The sequence below is a fragment of the Algibacter luteus genome, assembly GCF_030344935.1.
GTDB classification, from domain to species: Bacteria; Bacteroidota; Bacteroidia; order Flavobacteriales; family Flavobacteriaceae; genus Arenitalea; species Arenitalea lutea.
Map to the genome: position 1 here is coordinate 2,790,066 of NZ_CP128313.1, position 20,972 is coordinate 2,811,037.

The 20,972-nt window shown below is 34.2% G+C and carries 20 protein-coding genes and 1 tRNA gene; 13 read left to right on the top strand and 8 right to left on the bottom strand.

Going from position 1 to position 20,972, the window contains the following annotated elements; translation table 11 throughout:
• Nucleotides 1-42 precede the first annotated feature (42 nt).
• Both O5O44_RS11675 and O5O44_RS11680 read right to left on the bottom strand, forming a co-directional pair.
• Nucleotides 43-990, bottom strand: a complete 948-nt coding sequence (locus O5O44_RS11675; protein ID WP_289194513.1) for a phosphoribosylaminoimidazolesuccinocarboxamide synthase — start codon at nt 988-990, stop codon at nt 43-45.
• Nucleotides 991-1,141: 151 nt separating this feature from the next.
• Nucleotides 1,142-2,095, bottom strand: coding sequence for a PhoH family protein (locus O5O44_RS11680; protein ID WP_019387244.1), 954 nt, complete (start codon nt 2,093-2,095; stop codon nt 1,142-1,144).
• A gap of 156 nt (nt 2,096-2,251) precedes the next feature.
• Here O5O44_RS11680 and O5O44_RS11685 point away from each other — a divergent pair, with 156 nt between their 5' ends.
• The 7 genes from O5O44_RS11685 (at nt 2,252) to O5O44_RS11715 (ending at nt 9,498) form a co-directional block, all read left to right on the top strand.
• Nucleotides 2,252-3,145: an SAM hydrolase/SAM-dependent halogenase family protein gene (locus tag O5O44_RS11685; RefSeq protein ID WP_019387245.1), complete on the top strand. Its 894-nt coding sequence runs from the start codon at nt 2,252-2,254 to the stop codon at nt 3,143-3,145.
• 14 nt (nt 3,146-3,159) lie between these two features.
• Nucleotides 3,160-3,456 (top strand): putative quinol monooxygenase, encoded by a 297-nt coding sequence (locus tag O5O44_RS11690; protein ID WP_289194514.1) that lies wholly within the window; start codon nt 3,160-3,162, stop codon nt 3,454-3,456.
• A gap of 100 nt (nt 3,457-3,556) precedes the next feature.
• Nucleotides 3,557-4,273 carry a gliding motility-associated ABC transporter permease subunit GldF gene (gene gldF / locus O5O44_RS11695; RefSeq protein ID WP_289194515.1) on the top strand — a complete coding sequence of 239 codons (717 nt, stop codon included), beginning with the start codon at nt 3,557-3,559 and terminating at the stop codon, nt 4,271-4,273.
• Complete coding sequence (locus O5O44_RS11700) at nt 4,274-4,759, top strand: hypothetical protein (RefSeq protein WP_289194516.1); 486 nt, start codon at nt 4,274-4,276, stop codon at nt 4,757-4,759.
• The gene (gldG, locus tag O5O44_RS11705) at nt 4,752-6,419 is read left to right on the top strand and encodes a gliding motility-associated ABC transporter substrate-binding protein GldG (RefSeq protein WP_289194517.1); all 1,668 of its coding nucleotides are present in this window, start codon (nt 4,752-4,754) and stop codon (nt 6,417-6,419) included. Before O5O44_RS11700 ends, gldG begins: the two co-directional genes overlap by 8 nt.
• A gap of 86 nt (nt 6,420-6,505) precedes the next feature.
• Nucleotides 6,506-7,624, top strand: a complete 1,119-nt coding sequence (gene dnaN, locus O5O44_RS11710; protein ID WP_289194518.1) for a DNA polymerase III subunit beta — start codon at nt 6,506-6,508, stop codon at nt 7,622-7,624.
• A 203-nt stretch (nt 7,625-7,827) separates the two neighbouring features.
• Nucleotides 7,828-9,498 (top strand): AMP-binding protein, encoded by a 1,671-nt coding sequence (locus tag O5O44_RS11715; protein WP_289194519.1) that lies wholly within the window; start codon nt 7,828-7,830, stop codon nt 9,496-9,498.
• Between the two features lie 363 nt (nt 9,499-9,861).
• On the opposite strand, the gene O5O44_RS11720 is transcribed toward O5O44_RS11715, so the two are convergent.
• On the bottom strand, nt 9,862-10,200 hold the full coding sequence (locus O5O44_RS11720; protein ID WP_289194520.1) for a DUF4870 domain-containing protein: 339 nt from the start codon (nt 10,198-10,200) through the stop codon (nt 9,862-9,864).
• 89 nt (nt 10,201-10,289) lie between these two features.
• Nucleotides 10,290-11,129 (bottom strand): universal stress protein, encoded by an 840-nt coding sequence (locus tag O5O44_RS11725; protein ID WP_289194521.1) that lies wholly within the window; start codon nt 11,127-11,129, stop codon nt 10,290-10,292.
• 177 nt (nt 11,130-11,306) lie between these two features.
• Between O5O44_RS11725 and O5O44_RS11730 the strand changes: the two genes are divergently transcribed.
• The 4 genes from O5O44_RS11730 (at nt 11,307) to O5O44_RS11745 (ending at nt 14,700) form a co-directional block, all read left to right on the top strand.
• The gene (locus O5O44_RS11730; protein WP_289194522.1) at nt 11,307-12,062 is read left to right on the top strand and encodes a DUF3108 domain-containing protein; all 756 of its coding nucleotides are present in this window, start codon (nt 11,307-11,309) and stop codon (nt 12,060-12,062) included.
• An 11-nt stretch (nt 12,063-12,073) separates the two neighbouring features.
• Nucleotides 12,074-12,436: an FUSC family protein gene (locus O5O44_RS11735; protein ID WP_289194523.1), complete on the top strand. Its 363-nt coding sequence runs from the start codon at nt 12,074-12,076 to the stop codon at nt 12,434-12,436.
• 132 nt (nt 12,437-12,568) lie between these two features.
• The gene (locus O5O44_RS11740; protein ID WP_289194524.1) at nt 12,569-13,621 is read left to right on the top strand and encodes a M28 family peptidase; all 1,053 of its coding nucleotides are present in this window, start codon (nt 12,569-12,571) and stop codon (nt 13,619-13,621) included.
• 65 nt (nt 13,622-13,686) lie between these two features.
• Entirely contained in the window at nt 13,687-14,700 is a 1,014-nt protein-coding gene (locus tag O5O44_RS11745) for a M28 family metallopeptidase (RefSeq protein ID WP_289194525.1), read from the top strand.
• 57 nt (nt 14,701-14,757) lie between these two features.
• Here the strand turns inward: O5O44_RS11745 and O5O44_RS11750 are convergent.
• A tRNA-His gene (locus O5O44_RS11750) sits at nt 14,758-14,831 on the bottom strand.
• Nucleotides 14,832-14,920: 89 nt separating this feature from the next.
• Nucleotides 14,921-15,637 carry a bacillithiol biosynthesis deacetylase BshB1 gene (bshB1, locus tag O5O44_RS11755; RefSeq protein ID WP_289194526.1) on the bottom strand — a complete coding sequence of 239 codons (717 nt, stop codon included), beginning with the start codon at nt 15,635-15,637 and terminating at the stop codon, nt 14,921-14,923.
• A gap of 287 nt (nt 15,638-15,924) precedes the next feature.
• Between bshB1 and O5O44_RS11760 the strand changes: the two genes are divergently transcribed.
• Nucleotides 15,925-17,754, top strand: a complete 1,830-nt coding sequence (locus O5O44_RS11760) for an SLC13 family permease (RefSeq protein WP_019387260.1) — start codon at nt 15,925-15,927, stop codon at nt 17,752-17,754.
• 28 nt (nt 17,755-17,782) lie between these two features.
• The gene (locus O5O44_RS11765; RefSeq protein WP_289194527.1) at nt 17,783-18,460 is read left to right on the top strand and encodes a DUF2490 domain-containing protein; all 678 of its coding nucleotides are present in this window, start codon (nt 17,783-17,785) and stop codon (nt 18,458-18,460) included.
• 70 nt (nt 18,461-18,530) lie between these two features.
• Here O5O44_RS11765 and rlmF read toward each other — a convergent pair whose 3' ends face one another.
• On the bottom strand, nt 18,531-19,355 hold the full coding sequence (rlmF, locus tag O5O44_RS11770; protein WP_350494432.1) for a 23S rRNA (adenine(1618)-N(6))-methyltransferase RlmF: 825 nt from the start codon (nt 19,353-19,355) through the stop codon (nt 18,531-18,533).
• Between the two features lie 71 nt (nt 19,356-19,426).
• Nucleotides 19,427-20,833, bottom strand: coding sequence for an MATE family efflux transporter (locus O5O44_RS11775; RefSeq protein WP_289194528.1), 1,407 nt, complete (start codon nt 20,831-20,833; stop codon nt 19,427-19,429).
• Nucleotides 20,834-20,972 lie beyond the last annotated feature (139 nt).

The window sequence follows — 20,972 nt, forward strand, 5'->3', positions numbered from 1 at the left end:
CTTGTTTATACAAAGTCTTTTTTTTACTCTAGCTAGATGTTTCTATTTTAAATAAGCCAAAACATTAGCTTCAATGCGCTTTTGGATGTTACTAACATCTGCCTTAACAAAGGTTTCTCCTGTAATGTTTTCGTATAATTCAATATAGCGTTCTGAAACAGATTCAATATACTCATCACTCATAAAAGGAACGATTTGCCCTTCTAAACCTTGAAAGTTATTAGCAATTAACCATTGACGAACAAACTCTTTAGATAGTTGTTTTTGTGCTTCGCCTTTATCTTGACGCTCTTGATAACCATTGGCATAAAAATAACGCGACGAATCTGGTGTATGAATTTCATCAATTAAAACAATTTTACCCTCTTTGGTTTTTCCAAATTCATATTTGGTATCTACTAATATTAAGCCACGAGATGCTGCAATTTCAGACCCGCGTTGAAATAACTTTCTAGTATAATCTTCAAGTACTACATAATCTTCTTCTGAGACGATACCACGTTTTAGAATATCTTCACGAGAAATATCTTCATCATGGTCTCCCATTTCTGCTTTGGTGGCAGGTGTGATGATGGGCTCTGGAAACTTATCGTTTTCTTTCATACCTTCTGGCATAGGTACACCACAAAGCATTCGTTTTCCTGCTTTATACTCTCGCGCAGCGTGTCCAGACATGTACCCCCGAATAACCATTTCTACTTTAAAAGGCTCACACAAATGCCCTACTGCTACATTGGGGTCTGGTGTTGCTGTTAACCAATTTGGCACTAAATCTTGCGTAGCTGCCATCATTTTAGTAGCAATTTGATTGAGTATTTGCCCTTTATACGGAATGCCTTTTGGCATAACCACATCGAACGCAGACAGACGGTCTGTGGCAATCATGATTAATTCTTGGTCATTTATATTATATACTTCTCTTACTTTTCCTTTGTAGACGCTTTTTTGTCCTGGAAAATTAAAATTGGTGTCGATTATAGTGTTACTCATTAGTACTGCTTTTGGCTTCCAGCATTTTGCTATAGGCCTATTTTATTATTTGTTTTAAACTTTTCTAAAAAGCCCTAGCCCAGATTGAGGCATTTGTTGGAGCTCCTCGCAGAGAGCGACTGCCGAAAGCTGGAATTAGCTTCAAAAAAAATCACTCTGTGTTTTCTATATTTTTATAAGCGGCAATAACTTTTTTAACGAGTTTGTGACGGATGACATCTTTATCGTCTAGAAAAATCATGCCAACGCCTTCTACATTTTTTAAAATTAATAGCGCTTCTTTAAGCCCTGAAATGGTGCGACGCGGTAAATCTATTTGTCCTGGATCGCCAGTTAAAAGGAACTTTGCATTTTTACCCATACGCGTTAAAAACATTTTCATTTGGGCGTGTGTGGTGTTTTGTCCTTCGTCTAAAATTACGAAAGCGTTATCGAGCGTACGCCCACGCATAAAGGCCAATGGTGCAATTTGAATGGTACCATTCTCAATGTAATGAGCCAGTTTTTCTGGTGCTATCATATCGCGCAGCGCATCGTAAAGCGGTTGCATGTATGGGTCTAGTTTTTCTTTTAAATCGCCAGGTAAAAACCCAAGATTTTCTCCTGCCTCTACCGCCGGACGTGTTAAAATAATACGTTTTACTTCTTTATTTTTTAAGGCTTGAACCGCCAATGCAACACCGGTATAGGTTTTACCTGTTCCTGCAGGACCGATAGCAAAAACCATATCGTTTTTACGCATACTTTCTACCAGTTTGCGCTGGTTTGCCGTTTGTGCTTTTATTAGTTTTCCGCCAACGCCATGAACAATAACCTCTCCGCTTTGCTTTGATGTTGTATAGTCGTCGCTACTTTGGCTTGTTAAAACGCGCTCTATAACGTTTTCATCCAATTTGTTATACTTTGCAAAATGCTTTAATAGCATTGAAATACGGCGGTCGAATTCTTCCAATAAATCTTCATCGCCAAAAGCTTTTAGTTTATTTCCGCGAGCAACAATTTTTAATTTGGGGAAGTACTTTTTAAGAAGTTCAATGTTAGTGTTTTGAGGACCAAAAAATTCTTTTGGTGATATTTCTTCTAGTTCGATAATAATTTCGTTCAAAAGCGTGTTATTAGTTTAAAGATTTACAATTATAATATATTGAAATAATGTTTACTTAGATGAAATGATTTATTAGTTTTGTAATACAATCTTGTGAAACTCAAAAATACATAATTTTGGGTGAGTTAACATTAAAAACATATCAACAATTTGCCCATGGCAATTATAACATTAACAACCGATTTTGGTGAAAAAGATTACTTTGCTGGCGCTACAAAAGGCGCTATTTACAGTGAGCTACCCGATGTTAAAATTGTTGATATCTCGCATTCAGTTTCGCCGTTTAATATTCCAGAAGCGGCTTACATAATTCAAAATGCATATAAAAGTTTCCCGAAAGGTAGCATCCATATTATTGGAATAGATTCTGAGATAAATCCTGAAAATAAACATATTGCCATTAAGTTAGACGAGCACTATTTTATTTGCGCTAACAATGGTATTATGAGTATGATTTGTTCTGAAATAGCACCAGAAAAAATTGTTGAAATAAATATACACGATAAGATTCAAACCAGTTTTCCGGTATTGGATGTATTTGTTAAAGTGGCTTGCCATATTGCACGTGGTGGCACTTTAGAAGTTATAGGTAAATCGATTTCTGAAATTAAGCCTATTAAAAACATTGTGCCTTATGTAAATGATGACAAAACACAGATCATAGGAAGCATCATATACATTGATAACTACGGCAATGTAGTTACCAATATAAAACGTGGTTTTTTTGAAACGGTACAGAAGGGACGTAAGTTTGAAATTTCGGCACGAAACTATACATTTAAGAAAATTTATAATAAATACAGTGATATTGTAAACTTCGAAATTCCTGAAAATAAACGAAACGATGAAGGTAGAAAACTTGTTGTTTTTAATTCGGGAGATTTTTTAGAAATTGCCGTTTATAAGAGTAATAGTGCAACGGTTGGTAGTGCCTCAACGCTTTTAGGTTTAGGCTTAATGGATACCGTTAGTGTTAACTTTATACCAGAACCTGTGTTACCAAAAGGTATTGAAATTCCTGAAAATATAACCAAAGCTGCCGATTATTAATTTAATAAAAATATATGCTAGTAAGAATAGTGAAAATGGGGTATTACAAACAAAATATTGAGGTATTCCTTGAAAATTTTGAAAATACCAAATCTCAAATTAGAGGTTTTGAAGGTTGCCAATTTTTAGAATTATATCGCGATAAAAAAGACCCAACCATATTTTTTACTTATAGCCATTGGGAATCTGAAGAAGCATTAGAAAACTACAGAAAATCTGAACTCTTTAAAAGAGTATGGAGTAAAATAAAACCGCTTTTTAGTATTAGACCTGAAGCTTGGAGCGTTGATAAATTGGAAACTCTGGAATAAATAGTCTCATAGTATTCAATGACCATATATAGTAAAATAGGATTGATATCGTAGTCAAGAAATAAATTTTACATTTGTGAATTCAAAGTAAAAAAATTTAATGTTAGCTATACTAAAAAAAGAAATAAACTCATTTTTTGCATCGCCCATAGGCTATTTAGTTATTGGTATTTTTTTAGTGCTAAACGGCTTGTTTCTTTGGTTTTTTAAAGGCGAGTTTAATATTTTAGATTATGGTTTCGCAGATTTGTCGTCCTTCTTTTTATTAACACCTTGGATTTTAATTTTCTTAATTCCTGCCGTAACAATGCGCAGTTTTTCCGACGAGAAAAAACAAGGCACTCTAGAACTATTACTCACAAAACCCATTTCTCATTTCAATATCGTTTTAGGAAAGTATTTTGGTGCTTTTATTTTAATTTTAATGGCGCTTATTCCAACATTTCTATATGTATACACCGTTTATCAATTGGGAAATCCAGTTGGGAACATCGATATGGGCAGCACAATAGGCTCTTATTTTGGATTACTTTTTTTAGTAGCGAGCTATACCGCTATAGGAGTTTTTGCTTCTACACTATCAGATAATCAAATTGTAGCTTTTATTGCTGCTGTTTTTATTTGCTTTGTTTTTTATATTGGATTTGAAGGACTTGCGGAATTTTTATCTAGCGATTTTGTTGAACATTTAGGTATGAGTAGTCATTTTAAAAGTATGAGCCGTGGTGTACTAGATACGCGTGATATCATCTATTTTTTAAGCGTTACCTTTTTCTTTTTATGGCTAACCAAAATAAATATTAATAAAGCAAACTAAATGATTGTAACGCCTTTATTTGTTGTTTTTTTAATTATTGTATTTGTTGGTGTTTGGCTATTTTTAAATACCATCGATAAACGTAAATGGCTTACGTTTTTAGTAAGTTTAATATTAAGCCCCATAGTGTATTTCTATATGTTTTACCCCATGCTTAATATTTTTAGCAGCTATCATCATCAAAAATATTTTGATGCCGAAGCTTGGGAAGAAAAACCAGCATTACGCTATGAAATGGCTAACCAAATGCTAAAAGACAGCCTATTAATTGGGAAAAATAAAGATGACATTGAAACCCTTTTAGGGAAACCAGAGTGGTTGGGATGGGATGACAATATAAAAGCCAATTCACCAGATAAATGGAATTACAACATGGGTTTTGTTCCGGGCGCTTTTAATAATATGCAAGAATGTATTGAGCTTCAATTTGAAAATAACAGTGTCACATCGGTAAGATCTTATCAATTAGAAAAGACTTTTGAATAAAACAGTAAAACATATAGTCATTCTTATCATCGCTATAATTGCGATTAATCTACTAAGCAGTAAATTGTTTAAACGTTTCGATTTAACTGCCGATAAACGTTATACTTTAAGTGCGTCTGCTACCGAAATTATTAAAGATTTAGATTCGCCAATCGTTATTGATGTGTTTTTAGAAGGCGAAGATTTTCCATCGGAATTCAGACGTCTTCAAAAGGAAACAAAACAGTTATTGGAGGAGTTTGCAACGATAAACAACCATATTGTTTTTAACTTTTTAAATCCACTTGAAAATGAATCCACACGAGAGCGCAACATACAGCAACTTACCCAACGTGGATTAACTCCAATGCAACTCAGCGTTCAAGAAAACGGTAAAGCTACACAAGCTGTTATTTTTCCTTGGGCTTTAGCTAGTTATAACGAACAAACGGTTATTATTCCGTTAGTAAAAAACAAAATTGGTGCCTCGCAACAAGAATTGGTTTCCAATTCTGTGCAACATTTAGAGTATGCTTTTGCTGATGGATTTAGTAAGCTTATCAACCCTAAACGACGCAAGATTGCCATTTTAAAAGGCAACGACCAATTACAAGACAAATACATTGCCAACTTTGTTAAAAAACTAGGCGAGTATTATTACATCGCCCCTTTTACTCTTGATAGTGTGGCAACTAATCCGCAAAACACACTTAATGCGATTAAAGATTTCGATTTAATAATTTCAGCTAAACCTACAGAAGCCTTTACCGAAGACGAAAAATTTGTATTAGACCAATTCACCATGAACGGAGGTAAAAGTTTGTGGCTCATTGATGCTGTTGTTATGGAAAAAGACAGTTTGTACAACAACACTGGGAAAAACTATGCCGTTTCAAGAGAATTAAACCTCACTGATTTCTTCTTTAAATATGGTGTTCGTATAAATCCATACATGGTTAGTACGCTATACTCTGCTCCTATTACTTTGGCTATGGGCGAAGGAAGTCAGTCGCAATTTCAGCATTTAAAATGGCCTTATTCACCATTGGCAAATACCAACAGCAATCACCCTATTGTTAACAATTTAAATTTAGTGAAATTCGATTTTGCTAATCCCATCGATACTTTAAAAAACAGCCTTAAAAAAACCATACTTCTTGAAACAGCGCCACTTACTAAACTAGAAGGCACACCGAGAGAAGTGAGTTTAAGCTTGGTAAGGCAAGAGCAAAATCCGCAATCGTTTAACAAAGGCAACCAAAATTTGGCGGTTTTGATAGAAGGTGAATTCCAATCGGTTTACAGCAACCGCATACCTCCTTTTAAAATCCAAAAAGCGTTAATTAAAAGCGTTCCAACAAAAATGATTGTGATAGCCGATGGCGATGTAATTAAAAATGATGTGATTAGAAATGTGCCTCAAGAATTAGGTTTTGATCGCTGGACAGGACAAACCTATGGCAACAAAGAATTTTTACTGAATGCCGTGAATTATTTATTAGACGATAACGGACTTATAAACATTCGCTCCAAAGAAATTGCGATGGCCTTCTTAAATCAACAAAAAATAGCCTCAGAAAAAACCAAGTTGCAACTTATAAACATCTTACTACCACTTGTTTTACTACTTGTTTTCGGATTTATATTTAACTACTTCAGAAAGAAAAAATACGCTTCTTAAATGTTAATAAGTTTGTTTCGAAATATAGACTGTATGGAATATATTTGTAAGTAGCGATTTTATAAACTAAAACGTATTTTACATAGATGAAATTTATAGTATCAAGTACTTATTTATTAAAACAATTACAGGTTTTAGGCGGTGTAATTAATAGCTCGAACACCCTACCGATTTTAGACAACTTTTTATTTGAATTAGATAATAACCATTTAACGGTTTCTGCAAGCGATTTAGAAACTACAATGGCGTCGACTTTAGATGTTGAAAGCGAAAGCAAAGGAAGTGTTGCTATACCTGCACGATTATTATTAGATACTTTAAAAACCTTTCCGGAGCAACCCTTAACTTTTGTTGTTGAAGACAATAACACGATTGAAATTAGCTCAAATCATGGTAAATATGCTTTAGCTTACGCTGATGGCAATGAGTTCCCGAAAGCTGTGGCTTTGGAAGATCCGAGTAAAACAGTAATTACTGGAGATATTTTAGCCACGGCAATTAGCAAGACTATTTTTGCTGCTGGTAACGACGATTTACGCCCTGTAATGAGTGGTGTATTTTTTCAGTTTTCTACTGAAGGTTTAACTTTTGTTGCCACCGATGCACACAAATTGGTAAAATACACGCGTGAAGACGTTAAAGCAAACCAAGTTGCAGAATTTATTATGCCTAAAAAACCTTTGAATTTATTAAAAGGGATTTTAGCCGCTAGTGACGATGAGATTGCTATTGAATACAACGACAGTAATGCCAAATTCACGTTTGAAAACTCGGTATTAATTTGCCGATTGATAGACGGGAAATATCCAAATTACGAAGCTGTAATTCCAAAAGAGAACCCGAATAGATTGGTAATAGATAGAAACCAATTTTTAAATTCGGTACGTCGTGTTAGTATTTTCTCTAACAAAACGACACATCAAATACGATTGAAAATTGCTGGTGCCGAACTTAATATTTCTGCAGAAGATATTGATTATAGCAACAAAGCCGAAGAGCGTTTAACCTGTGATTATCAAGGTGATGATATGCAAATTGGGTTTAACTCACGCTTTTTAACCGAAATGCTAAACAATTTAAATTCTGATGAAGTACAATTGGAAATGAGTATGCCAAATAGGGCAGGTATTTTAACCCCTGTAGATGGTTTGGATTCTGGTGAACAAGTAACTATGCTTGTTATGCCTGTTATGTTGAACAATTAATTTATTCCCACGAAGTTGGGAATCTCATGATAGTTAAGCAGTAATCTTTAATAAGGTTGCTGCTTTTTTTGTAACCTAAAGGTAAGCTCTTGACTTTGTCAGAAAAAATAGCTAACTTCGTTTAACAATCAATAAATTTCATTGAAACGGAACTTTATCTTTGCGTTGGCGGTAATAATAAAAAGACTCTGCAACAATTAGAAATGGAAGAAAAGCATAAAACTGATACAAATCGCCCAAAAGATATAGATGAGAAAGTCGTCCAGCTATTCAATACGTATGGTGGTGCTGGTGTCGACTTGGGATACCTGCTTTGCGACCAACACGTAGGCTCAACAAATAAAGTAGCCTTGATTTATAAGGAAAGTGCAGATAGTGAAACCAAATATACTTTCACCGAGTTAGGAGAATTTTCAACAAAGTTTGCCTCAGTACTTACAGATCTCGGCGTTCGAAAGGGAGATCGAGTGGCTACTTTACTTCCCAAATCACCGGAATTGCTCATAGCGGTTTTAGCTATTTGGCGGCTTGGAGCGGTTCAATTACCTCTTTTTACGGCCTTTGGCGAAGAAGCAGTCGATTACCGGCTTAGGAATAGCGAGACATCGGTTCTTATCACGGATAAAAAGAATAGGGATAAAGTAAAAAAAACAAAAGATAAAAGTAAACCCGCTCATCTTTCTGATATTATTGTAGTTGAAGGAGTTGACGATTATAAGGGACCGTCTGGGGATATTCCATTTTGGGCATCAATAGAAAAAGCAATCAATAATGTTCAGCGTGTGAAAATCACAGGAGACGACCCTTTTATATTAATATATACTTCCGGTACCACTGGTGATCCTAAAGGTGTTGAGATATTAGCCAAATTACTTGCATCAATAGAAATATATATGCGTTGGGGATTGGATGTTAGGGACGAAGATGTGTTTTGGAATATGGCTGATCCTGGCTGGGCATATGGACTGTTTTATTCCGTCGTTGGCCCTTTACTCATCGGTCAAACCACCATTTTCTTAAATGCCCCATTTGACGTTGGGGTTGCTTTTAATGTTTTGAAAAAACTTAAAGTAACTAATCTAGCCACTTCTCCAACCGTGTTCAGGGTGATGCGATCATCGGGTATACCAAATGAGGTTAAAGATAAACTCTGTCTACGTGTAGCTTCATGTGCTGGAGAGCCTCTCAATCCCGAAGTATTATCCTGGGGGCAAGAACATTTAGGCGTTTCCATTCATGACCAATATGGGCAGACTGAATTGGGTATGGTGGTGGCCAATCTTCAATTCCCGATACTACAACGCCCGCTTAAACCTGGTTCCGCAGGTCATTCCATGCCTGGGTTTAAGGGAGTTATCTTAGACGAGTCCGGAAATGAACTGGCATACGGAAATGAAGGTCAACTGGCTATTGACACTCTTAACTCGCCTTTATTTTCATTCAAAGGTTATTATAAAGACCCGGAAAAAACTGCGGATCGCTTCAAGGCCAATGGCAGATACTATTTAACTGGTGATTCTGGCAGTCAAGATCAGGAGGGATATATTTTTTTTACAGGAAGAAATGATGATGTTATCACTAGTTCAGGTTACCGCATTGGCCCTTATGAAATAGAAAGCATATTGATGAGCCAAGAGGCAGTCGGGGAAACAGCTGTAATTGGTGTGTCCGATAAACTTCGAGGTGAGATCGTGAAAGCATTTGTAGTTCTTAAAGCTGGATTTACACCTTCCGAATCTCTTGCAGAAGAAATGCGACAAATTGTAAAGAGAAAACTATCTGCACACGTTTATCCTCGAGAGATAGAATTTGTGAAAGAATTACCTAAAACACCTAGTGGAAAAATCCAAAGGTTTTTATTACGTAATCATTAGTATCATGAAAAGGAACAATTTTACTACCGCCAACACCGCCTATAGTTCATTGCTTCTGACTTTCCTCTCGGAAAGCCCTCGCAAATTTACTATCTTCGGTTTACGGCGGAAAATCCTCGCGGATTTTCACGCAACGAAACCATAGCCAAACACGTTAAACGAACCCTCCCCCAAAAGCAAACCAACGATTTATTTATTATTTATTCTGCAAATACCCGCATTAAGGATTGAAGTGGAAAGCCCACAGCGAGGTACGAGCGAGGACTTGTAACAAAAAGCCTGACCCGACGGGGTAATGCCCAAATTTTAAATAAAAAAAACGCCCACTAAAAAGTGAGCGCTTAATTATCTCGGTTAACTAAACTAACTAATAAAATTAAGAGATAATGGGTATGTTGGTGCTTCTCCTCTGCTTGCCTTTATGGCATTTACTATGGGAAATACTATGGAAATAATACCTAAACCAATAAATCCTAAAAGGCCTAAACCAAAGAGTAATATTAAAGGTATGCAGATAATGCAATACAGAATTAAACTTAACTGGAAGTTAATAATGTTTTTACCGTGCGTATCCATTTGATACACTTTTTCTTTTTGTGTAAGCCACAACACTAAGGGTAATATTAAGCTACCAAAACCAGTTATTAAACTTATTAACTGACTTAAATGTGTGATGACTAATAATTGATTGTCTTGTCTCATGATGATTAATGTTTTGATTGATACTTATTTGACGAAAATCAACATGAAATGTTACACCCAAGATGCTATTTTAACAAAGTATTTGTACTTTATTTATGCTGCATAACCAAAAGCGGGATATCTATTTTAAAGGCATAGCGTTCTACGGCATGGGTTTTAAACAAACGTTCTAGAAAGGAGTGCTTTTTATTCATAATGGCCAGCATATTAACACCGTTTTTATGAATATAATCGCTTACGACGCTAAACATTTCGTTACTTGGTGTATCGATATATTCGTGCTCTGCATCACTGAAGTTGGTTGCGAAAAAATCGATATTATCATAAGCATCATAGGCCAAATGATTTTGATCTGCCAAATGGAGAATTTGCAATGAGGCATTATTAGTGGTTATAATTTTGTTTAAAATTTCAAGCTCTTCTTTTTGAAACCTTTTAGAGTTTGTCGTGGCAAAGGCCACATGATTAATTTTATTGAACTTATACTTATCTGGGATGGCCAATGCCGGCGTATGGCACCGTTGCATAACCCGAACGGTATTACTCCCAAAAAGCACTTTTTCTAGTCCGGAAGCACCCTTAGTACCCATGATAATTAAATCGATTTGATGTTTGTCGCATACTTGATTTACGGAATCTATAAAATTATCATAATCGACAATGGCATGAAATTCATGTATATTATTATAAAATTCTTCTTTTAGAGTAGTAATGATGTTGTCTATAGATTTTTTAGCGGCATTAATAAGGGTTTTATAGATGGTAGTAGATGAGTTGACCACCATCATATCATCAGTTATAAATGACGATGCTTTTTGTACATTCAGGATATAAAACTGACACTTTTTGTCTTTTAAAAACTCTAAAGCATAATAAATAGCATTTATTGAGTTTTTAGAAAAGTCTGTTGGTAAAAGTATATTTTTCATGAGTACAACAAATTAATTACCTAGTAAACTTATTACGAAAACCGTTTAAAAACTATGATATAAGTCAGTTAACCCATGCTATGATAATATCTTTAATAAATTAGTATAATAATTTTAAGGATTGTATTTTCGGCACAATAAATGATTAATTGTACGTTATAATCTAAATCATAATTTATGACACGTATTGCCCTATTATTTTTGTTTCTAGTTTCTTTGACACTACATGCACAAAATAATGCCATTGGTTTTAATGAAAAATTAACTTACACGGCTTCTTATAACATGTCTGGTATTTTAACCGATTTGGCTGAAGTAACTATGGAAACCACTCCCGTGCAAACCTCGAAAGCCAAATTGTTACGTTTAAAATGTAAAGCCACCACATACAGCAAATGGGATAACTTTTTTAAAATTAGAGACTTATACGAAAGTTACGTTAACCCAAATTCGTTAAGGCCATATTTATACAATAGAGATATTAATGAAGGTGGCTACCACAAAAACATGAAGTACACCTTTAGTCATAAAACCAAAACAGTAAAAACAGTTCAGACTAAAAAAAGCGGTTGGCAAGAGAAAAAAACAGTTTCTATTGGTATGGACACAAAAGATATTATTTCAACATTGTATACCATCAGAACCTTCGATTTAACTAATTTAAGCCCTGGCACAAGTAAAATATTTACCATTTTATTTGACCGAGAAGAGATAAAAGCAAAAGTAACTTATCTAGGCAAAGAAACTATTCCTACGGCTATAGGTAGTAAATCGTGTTATAAAATATCTTTAGGTTCTGCAAGTTCAAATACGGTAACTGGCACGCTTTGGTTAACTGCAGACGAAAATAAAATTCCAGTTTATGGAAAATTTAAAATTCCTGTAGGTACAGGTGAGTTAAAAATAAAATCGGCATCAGGACTTAAAAATTAATTGAATAGACAATGAAAAAACTCTTTACAATTTTAGCCTTTATAGCTTCGTTATTTGCTATTATTTTTTCGGTATTACCAATTTCAAATCTTGCTGTTATACCTGCAGTAGCAGCCATATTCTTTGGTTTAATTGCCTATTTCTTATCAAAAAAAGCAGGAAAAGTTAAAAAGATTATTCAGTTTACTTTTCTTTTAACCATAATTGCGCTGGCAATAACAACCTACAAATCTATTTTCAATACTACAGAAGTTGTAAATACTGATGCAATAGAAGCCACAGAAAACAAATTGGAAGAGGAATCTATGGAGGAATTAGAGAACCTTGATATTGACCTTGACGAGTCGGAATTAGAAGATATTATCATAGAGTAGTAAGTTTTTTCTTTATATAAATTTGTATATTTGTTGCCAACAAACCATGATGCTGACTGAATAAATTAATGCTTTCATGAAGAGCATAGATTTATTGTAAGTGGTATGTTTTGGCAATTGCTTATTATATACATGAAAACTTTTTTTATTCTCTCAATATTTTTGTTAGTTGGTGCTTGCGCTACCAAAAAATACACGGCTAAAATTGAAGATCTTAAAAACAGCATTGAGCTTGTTGATAGTACATCTGTAATTAAATATGCCCAAACCATTACTGCTGATGAGTTAAAAACACATCTTTATAAATTTTCTTCGAACGAATTTGAAGGCAGACGCGTTGGAGAGCCAGGACAGAAATTAGCTGCTGAATTTTTAAAGACGTATTACTTAGATCAAAATATAATGTCTCCTTTCGGAGGTACCAATTACTACCAAACTATTCCATCTAGTTTTTTTAATGGAAAGTACAAAGATTCTGAAAACGTATTAGCCTATATAGAAGGCTCTCATTTTCCTAAAGAAGTGATAATTATTTCTGCACATCTAGACCATTTAGGAATTACCGAAGATGGGCTCGTAAACAATGGTGCAGACGATGATGGCTCTGGCACCGTGGCATTAATGGAAATGGCACAAGCCTTTCATATAGCAAAAAAAGAAGGTTTAGCGCCTAAACGCAGTATTTTATTTCTGCATTTAACTGGTGAAGAAATTGGTAAAAAAGGGTCTGAATTCTATACACAATACCCTGTATTTCCGCTTGAAAATACGGTAACTAATTTAAATATTGATATGATTGGAAGGGTTGATAAATACCATACCAACAATAAAGATTATTTGTATTTAATTGGAGCCGACAGACTAAGTAAAGAGCTTCATTATATTTCAGAAAAAGTTAACAAAAGCTATTTTAATATTAATCTCGATTATCGATTTAATATTGAAGGTGAGGCACATGATTATTATGACAGGTCTGACCATTACAATTTTGCCTATAAAGGCATTCCAGTAATATTTTATTTTAACGGCGAACACGACGATTATCACAGAGCTACTGATACACCTGATAAAATTGATTATCCGTTATTAGAAAAACGCACAAGACTCATTTTTGCTACCGCGTGGCAAATTGCGAATCAAGACACCCGATTGGTTATTGATGAGCATAATGAACTGTTAAAATAGACTGAAATTAACAAGTCATTTAATTGATTTTCGTAATATAGCTTACTAAACTATTTATATTTCATATGAAAAAGCTACTCATTCTTTTTTTGGCTGCAGTTTTCTTAACGTCATGTAGTTCGTCACAAAATAAAACAAAAACCGAAAAAACGGTTAATCCTGAAACGTATTCTGCTACTATAACTTCTGCTGAACTTAAAGACATGCTTTACACCTATGCTTCTGATGAGTTTGAAGGCAGAAAAACAGGAGAACCAGGACAGAAAAAAGCCATTGAGTTTATTAAAAGTCATTACGTGGCTAATGGTATTCCGTCTCCAATTTCTGAAGGTGATTATTTTCAAGAAATTCCAGCAAGTTACTTTGGCAGTGGTATTAAAGATTCTGAAAACGTTATAGCATACATAAAAGGCAGTGAGAAACCAGAAGAAGTCATTGTGATTTCTGCACATTTAGACCATATTGGCATTGAGAGGGATGGAGAAATAAACAATGGCGCTGATGATGATGGCTCTGGAACAGTTGCCATATTAGAAATTGCTGAAGCTTTTAAAGCTGCTGAAAAAGCAGGAAATGGCCCTAAGCGCACCATTGTATTTTTACATGTTACAGGTGAAGAAATAGGACTTTACGGTTCTCGTTATTATGCCAATGAAGACCCTATCTTTCCGTTAGCCAATACCGTTGCTAATTTAAATATAGATATGATTGGTCGTGTAGACCCAAAACATGAAGATTCAGGTAAAAACTATTTATACCTTATTGGTTCTGATAAATTGAGTAAAGAGTTACATAATGTATCTGAAGAAGTTAATAAAAAATACTTCAACTTAGAATTTGATTATACCTATAATGATGACAACGACCCAAATCGTTTTTATTACCGTTCTGATCATTATAATTTTGCAAAAAACAATATTCCGGTAATTTTCTATTTCAATGGTACTCATGCCGATTATCATAGACCATCAGATACGCCAGATAAAATTAATTATGACTTTTTAGAAACACGATCAAAACTTATATTTCATACTGCTTGGGAAATTGCCAATAGAGAAGAACGTTTAAAACTAGATTAAAAAAATATTAAGCCACAAAAAAAGCCTTTCAAATATTTGAAAGGCTTTTACTTTTTGGGTGGATGATGGGATTCGAACCCACGACCCTTGGTACCACAAACCAATGCTCTAACCAACTGAGCTACAACCACCATTTAAGCGCATTTTGTAATGCGTGTGCAAATGTAAATGATTTCCATCTTTATTACAAAGACTTTTTTAATATTTTAATTAAGTTTTTTTATTTTAAATCAAATAAACTATCTACCGCGGCATAACGTTCTGTAGTAAAACCTTCTGCATGATCTACCCCAACTAATCTGCCTAAATCTTTTGCTCTATAAATAATACTATCTGTAAAGTTTTTACTCGAAATAGGTGTTTCTGGAGCTTTACTTTTTGCATCGTAAAACTGCGTTTTGTAAGCTAATACCGCTTCCATTTTTTTATCAATAAAACCAGATACATCAACAGCAACATCAGGTTCTAAATTTTTCCATTGCATATAATGATACACTTGCTTTGGGCGCCATGGATTCTGTATTTCACCTTCATCTAAGGTTTGAATTTTTAGCAACCCACTTAAAAAACAAGCATCACTAACTAGTTTACTACCTTTTCCGTGGTCAATATGTCTATCATCAATAGCATTACATATTACAATTTCAGGTTGGTATTTTCTAATCATGGTAATAATAGCTAACTGGTGTTCTTTATTATTAACAAAAAACCCATCAGCAAACTCCATATTGGTGCGCATGCTAACACCTAATATTTTAGCAGCATTAAAGGCCTCTTCATCTCTGGTTTCGGCAGTGCCGCGAGTACCTAATTCTCCCCTAGTTAAATCTATAATACCTACTTTTTTACCTTTTGAAACTTCCTTTGCCAAGGTTGCACCACAACCTAATTCTACGTCGTCTGGATGTGCTCCAAAGGCTAAAATGTCTAATTTCATAACTCAATTTGTTTTTTATTTCACCGTTTAGCCTTAAAACTAAATCATTTTATTTACTTAAAATATAGAATTTCGCAAAACTCAATATCACGAAAACGTATTCGCTAATGTTTTATTCATTTTATACCCACTAAAAATAGCAATAATTGAAAAATAACACCTTCAAGTAAAGCATGACATTCGTCATAATTATTAGTTCGTATCCACAGTAATTTTACCCCATAATTAATTAGCACTACTTAATCTGTGCTAAAACTAATAAAGAAATTTAAGATATGATCTATTTAATGCTCACCATTTTAGTAATTACTATTGGTCTGTTTGTTTGGGGAAAGTTTACACCAGATATAGTAGCTTTAATTTCTATGTTAAGCTTGTTTTTAACAGGCATTCTTGATGCAACGGAAACGCTAAGCGGATTTAGTAATCCAACTGTAATTATGATTGCTGCACTTTTTATAATTGGTGAAGGGATTGCACAAACGGGCTGGACAGCACTTGCTGGTAAAAAGTTTGTAGAATGGGCAGGAAAAAGTGTGCCTAAATTATTGGTCATAGTTTCTTTAGGAGCAGGAGTTCTTTCAGGATTTGTGAGTAATACAGGTACGGTAGCTACATTAATGCCATTAACCATATCTTCAGCTTGGAGCATTGGAACATTACCTTCTAAAATGTTAATGCCTGTAGCATTTGGTTCAAATACTGGTGGCTTACTAACATTAACCGGTACGCCTCCAAACATCATAGCAAGTAATGCCTTAATTGAAGCTGGATTTGATGGATTTTCATTTTTTGAGTTCAGCTTAATAGGCCTACCTCTTTTAGTTATTGCACTGCTCTATTTTAGATATGTTGGTTATAAATTATTACCCAAGAATAAAACTAATAATAAACCAGTTAATATTGAGTCTACGCTTCACAATTGGATTGAAGCCTACAAAATAGATAACGGTTATTACAGATTACGTGTAAGATCTATTTCACCTTTATTAAACACTCAAATAAAAGATTGGCAATTTGAAAAAAATTATAATGCTTCTATTATTCGTATAAGAAGAAGACATCCTAATTTATTGAAGAAAGTACCAACTTTTATTGAGTTTCCAGATCCGAATACAGAATTCATGTATCACGATATAATAACAGTAAAGGGAGACACTGAGGCCATTAACAAGATGATGATAACCTTCAGATTAGGACTTTTACCTCTAGATCCTATAACTGATGAACTTAAAAACAACCTAATAAATCAAGAGGTTGGTATGACAGAAGTCATTGTTAACCCTAATTCAATTTTAGTAGGAAGACGTTATAAATTAGGAGACTACTTTAAAAGATTTGGTATCCAACTATTGGGTGCTTCTAGAAACCAAAAACCTTTATTAGATAAAGAAATTACTGTAAAAGCTGGAGATGCCTTTTTAATTAGAGGTACTTGGGAAGATATAGACGGTCTTAAAAAACAACATGAAAATTTAGTAATTATAGGTAGTCCAGAAGGTATGGCTAAAAATGTTGAAAAACTTAACAGCAAATCTTATATAGCTTTAGCAGCATTAATTCTCATGATCATATTCATGGTATTTAAAGTTGTACCTGGCTCTATCGCTGCCTTGATATCAGCAGGTGTTGTATTGTTAACAGGTTGCGTACCCATTTCTAAAGCTTATAAAGGCATTAGTTGGACCAGTGTTGTAATGATTGCTGCTATGATACCCATGGGCATCGCATTACAAAAAACAGGAACCGCTCAAATTATTGCAAACGGGTTAGTAGATTACTTAGGCTCAATACATCCTATAGCACTTTTAGGTGGTGTATTTTTATTAACTACCACATTTAGTCAAGTTATAAATAACTCCGCTACTGCAGTACTTATGGCACCAATTGCCATATTAGCCGCAAGTTCATTAAACCTAAATCCAGAACCATTTATGATAGTTGTGGCGATTAGTGCCTCTACAGCATTTTTAACACCAATAGGCACAACTACAAACGCTATGGTCATGACCGCTGGTGGATATAAATTTATGGATTACCTAAAAGTAGGTGCGCCATTACTCTTTATGTTTTTAATAGTAACTCTAATACTCGTGCCAGTAATTTGGCCATTTTAACACCATATTTCTTATTTAATTATATCAAATGAAATACCTACTAACCGCCATATTACTTACCATCTCAATTTCTAATAGTTATTCGCAAACTAGTCAAGAAGATATGCTAGGTTCTTGGTTCACGTACGCGGGAAACCATAAAATATCTGATAAAATTAGTGCGAGTACCTTGGCTCAATTATGGACGTTCGAGGTTGCAGAAAATTTCAATTTCATTTTAGTTTTTGGCGCTTTAAATTATCAACTAACTCCAAAATTGACTACAACAATAGGCTATGGTTATGGTGATATCGATGGCGGCTTTTATACTGATAAACCGCATACTTATGAAAACAGAGTATTCGAGCAATTTGTCTATAAACACAAAATAGGTAATTTGCCTATAGACCACAGATTTAGAGTGGAACAACGCTTTTTCCATAAATTAGATTTTAAATCAACTTCACATCGTTTACGATATAGATTAGGAACAAAAATCAAATTAAATAAAACCTTATTTATAAGAGTTCACGATGAATTTTTAGCAACGATTGACGATGAAATTATTGATGAAAACAGATTGTATGGTGCATTGGGCATTAACTTATCTAAATCAGTAAATGTGCAATTCGGATATTTAAATAGAAAAATCAAAGGATTGAACTTACACCGCCTTCAAGCAGGTATTTTTATAAAAACCGATCATAGAAAGAAACAAGTAGATTAATAGCAAATCCCTTTAGAGTAAAGTTCAACACGCAAGTACCGAGAATTAAATTTTGATTTTCGGTACTTTTTTATTGATACGTCCAAGCTACAATTCTCGAGATTTTATTCCCTTGCCCCATTGGAATGGTTTTAATATCAGTAGCCCCTAATTTCTTTAACGACACATGCATACCCTTCACTAAGTCTTTTTTAGAAACTAGACTTGTAAACCAATGGCATTTTGTTTTAAACAATGAACTTTCGTAAAGATAATTGTGCAAAAAAGCCTTTTCACCACCTTTATACCAGAGCTCATTATGTGTCCCAGAAAAGTTTCTAACAACCTGTTCACTATCCCTATTTAAACCTTTTAACTTTCTTGAAGTTGCCGCTATAGCTTCATCTTCAGATTTGTGAAATGGCGGATTGCAAATAGCAACCGAAAACGCATCATTCTCAATTAATACTCCTTTCAAAATTTGCGAGGCATCATTTTGCAACCTAAGTTCAATGGTCTTATTCAATTTATTTTTATCTATAATTTTCTGAGCATTTTTAAGCGCTTGGTTATCAATTTCAGTTCCTACAAATTGCCATTGATATTCAGCATGTCCTAAAAGAGGGTAGATGCATGTAGCTCCTGTGCCAATGTCTAAAACTTTAATGTTATCTGCAATTTTTGATGCTTTAAGCAAATCAGCGATATGATGAATATAATCTACTCGCCCAGGTATCGGCGGACATAAATTGGCATCCGGAAATTCCCAAAAGTCAATATTATAATACTTCATTAATAAAGCCGTATTGAGTGCCTTAACCGCTTTAGGATTAGAAAAATCAATTGTTTTGGTCTGGTATTTATTGACAAAAACAAAAGGTAATAAAGGATTATATATTTTCGATAGCGCATCCAAATCATAACCAGATTGATGCTTGTTGTTTGGGTGTAAATGTTGTTTCGGTTTGATATTTATTTAGTCTTAAATTAAACTTTTACGGTCTTCCAATGGCCTTTTTTAAACCATATAATAGCAATTATAGTCATTAATACTTCTCCTAAAGCTACTGCCCAAAATACACCACTAGGGCCACAATTAAAAGTAATAGCCGCAAAATATGCAAAAGGCAATTGCAGTAACCAATAACATACAAAATTGATATACGTTGGCGTTTTAGTATCTCCTGCCCCATTAAATGCATTGATTACAATCATACCAAAGCCATAAAAAATAAACGGTGCCGTCATAATACGTAAACACAAGCTACCATATTTCACAACTTCAGGAGTATCATTAAAAATCTCAATAATTTGTGGTGCAAATAAAAGATATAATACAGAAACAGTACCCATAAAAATTGAGCAATACTTTGAAGTTAACCAAACAGATTGCTCTGCTCGTTCAGGTTTTTTAGCTCCTAAATTTTGACCAACTAATGAAGCCGCTGCACTGCTCATACCCCACGCGGGCATTAACGAAAATAACATCACACGAATAGCAATGGTATAGCCAGCGAGTACTTCGCTTCCAAATTCACTAACAATTCTCATTAAAAACACCCAAGATGAGGTTCCTATCAAAAACTGTCCAATACCTCCTATAGACACTTTAATTAAATTAAGCATAACACCCACACGGATTATCATGTCTTTAATACCAATTTTTATTTTACTGTAACCATAAAACAAAATTGCTAATTGAAATAATACTGCTATTCCACGCCCTATAGTAGTTGCAATTGCAGCTCCTTCAACACCATAAGCAGGAATGGGTCCAAAACCAAAAATAAACATCGGATCTAGGATTATATTTAACCCATTAGATAAAATTAAAACCCACATGGATATTGATGCTTCTCCAGTTCCTCTAAAAATGGCATTAATTAAAAACAACAACATAATAGTTATGTTACCGCCTAAAAGCACTTTAGTATAGCCATAACCCTCTTCTATTAAATCAGGTTCTCCTCCCATTAAACTTAAAAGCTCTTTAGGATAAATAATACCAATTACACTGACTATTGTAGCCACTAAAACACCTAAAAATATAACTTGAACTGCTGCATTTGATGCACCTTTTAAATCTTTTTGTCCTACACGTCTAGCAACAATAGCGGTTGCAGCAATACTTAAACCAATAGCTATGGCATAAATTAAAGTAATTATAGACTCTGTTAATCCAATTGTAGCTACAGCATTTACACTAACTTGAGAAACATACATGATGTCTACTAAAGCGAAAATGGATTCCATGATCATCTCAAGAATCATTGGAACTGCTAACATAAATATGGCGCGCCGAATACTTCCAGAAGTGAAGTCTTTTTGCTTACCTGTAACGGCAATTTTGAAATATTTAATAAATTGTTTTAAGGTGATTTTATTTGATTGCATTAAGAGGGTAATTAAATATAAATCATTACCAAATGCACATAACACTTAGCTTTTGTTTTTCTCGAGAGGAACCTCGATGCTTTACGGAAGTCAAATTAAACAATCATAGGTAACAAATATTGTGAAAATAATTTAAAAC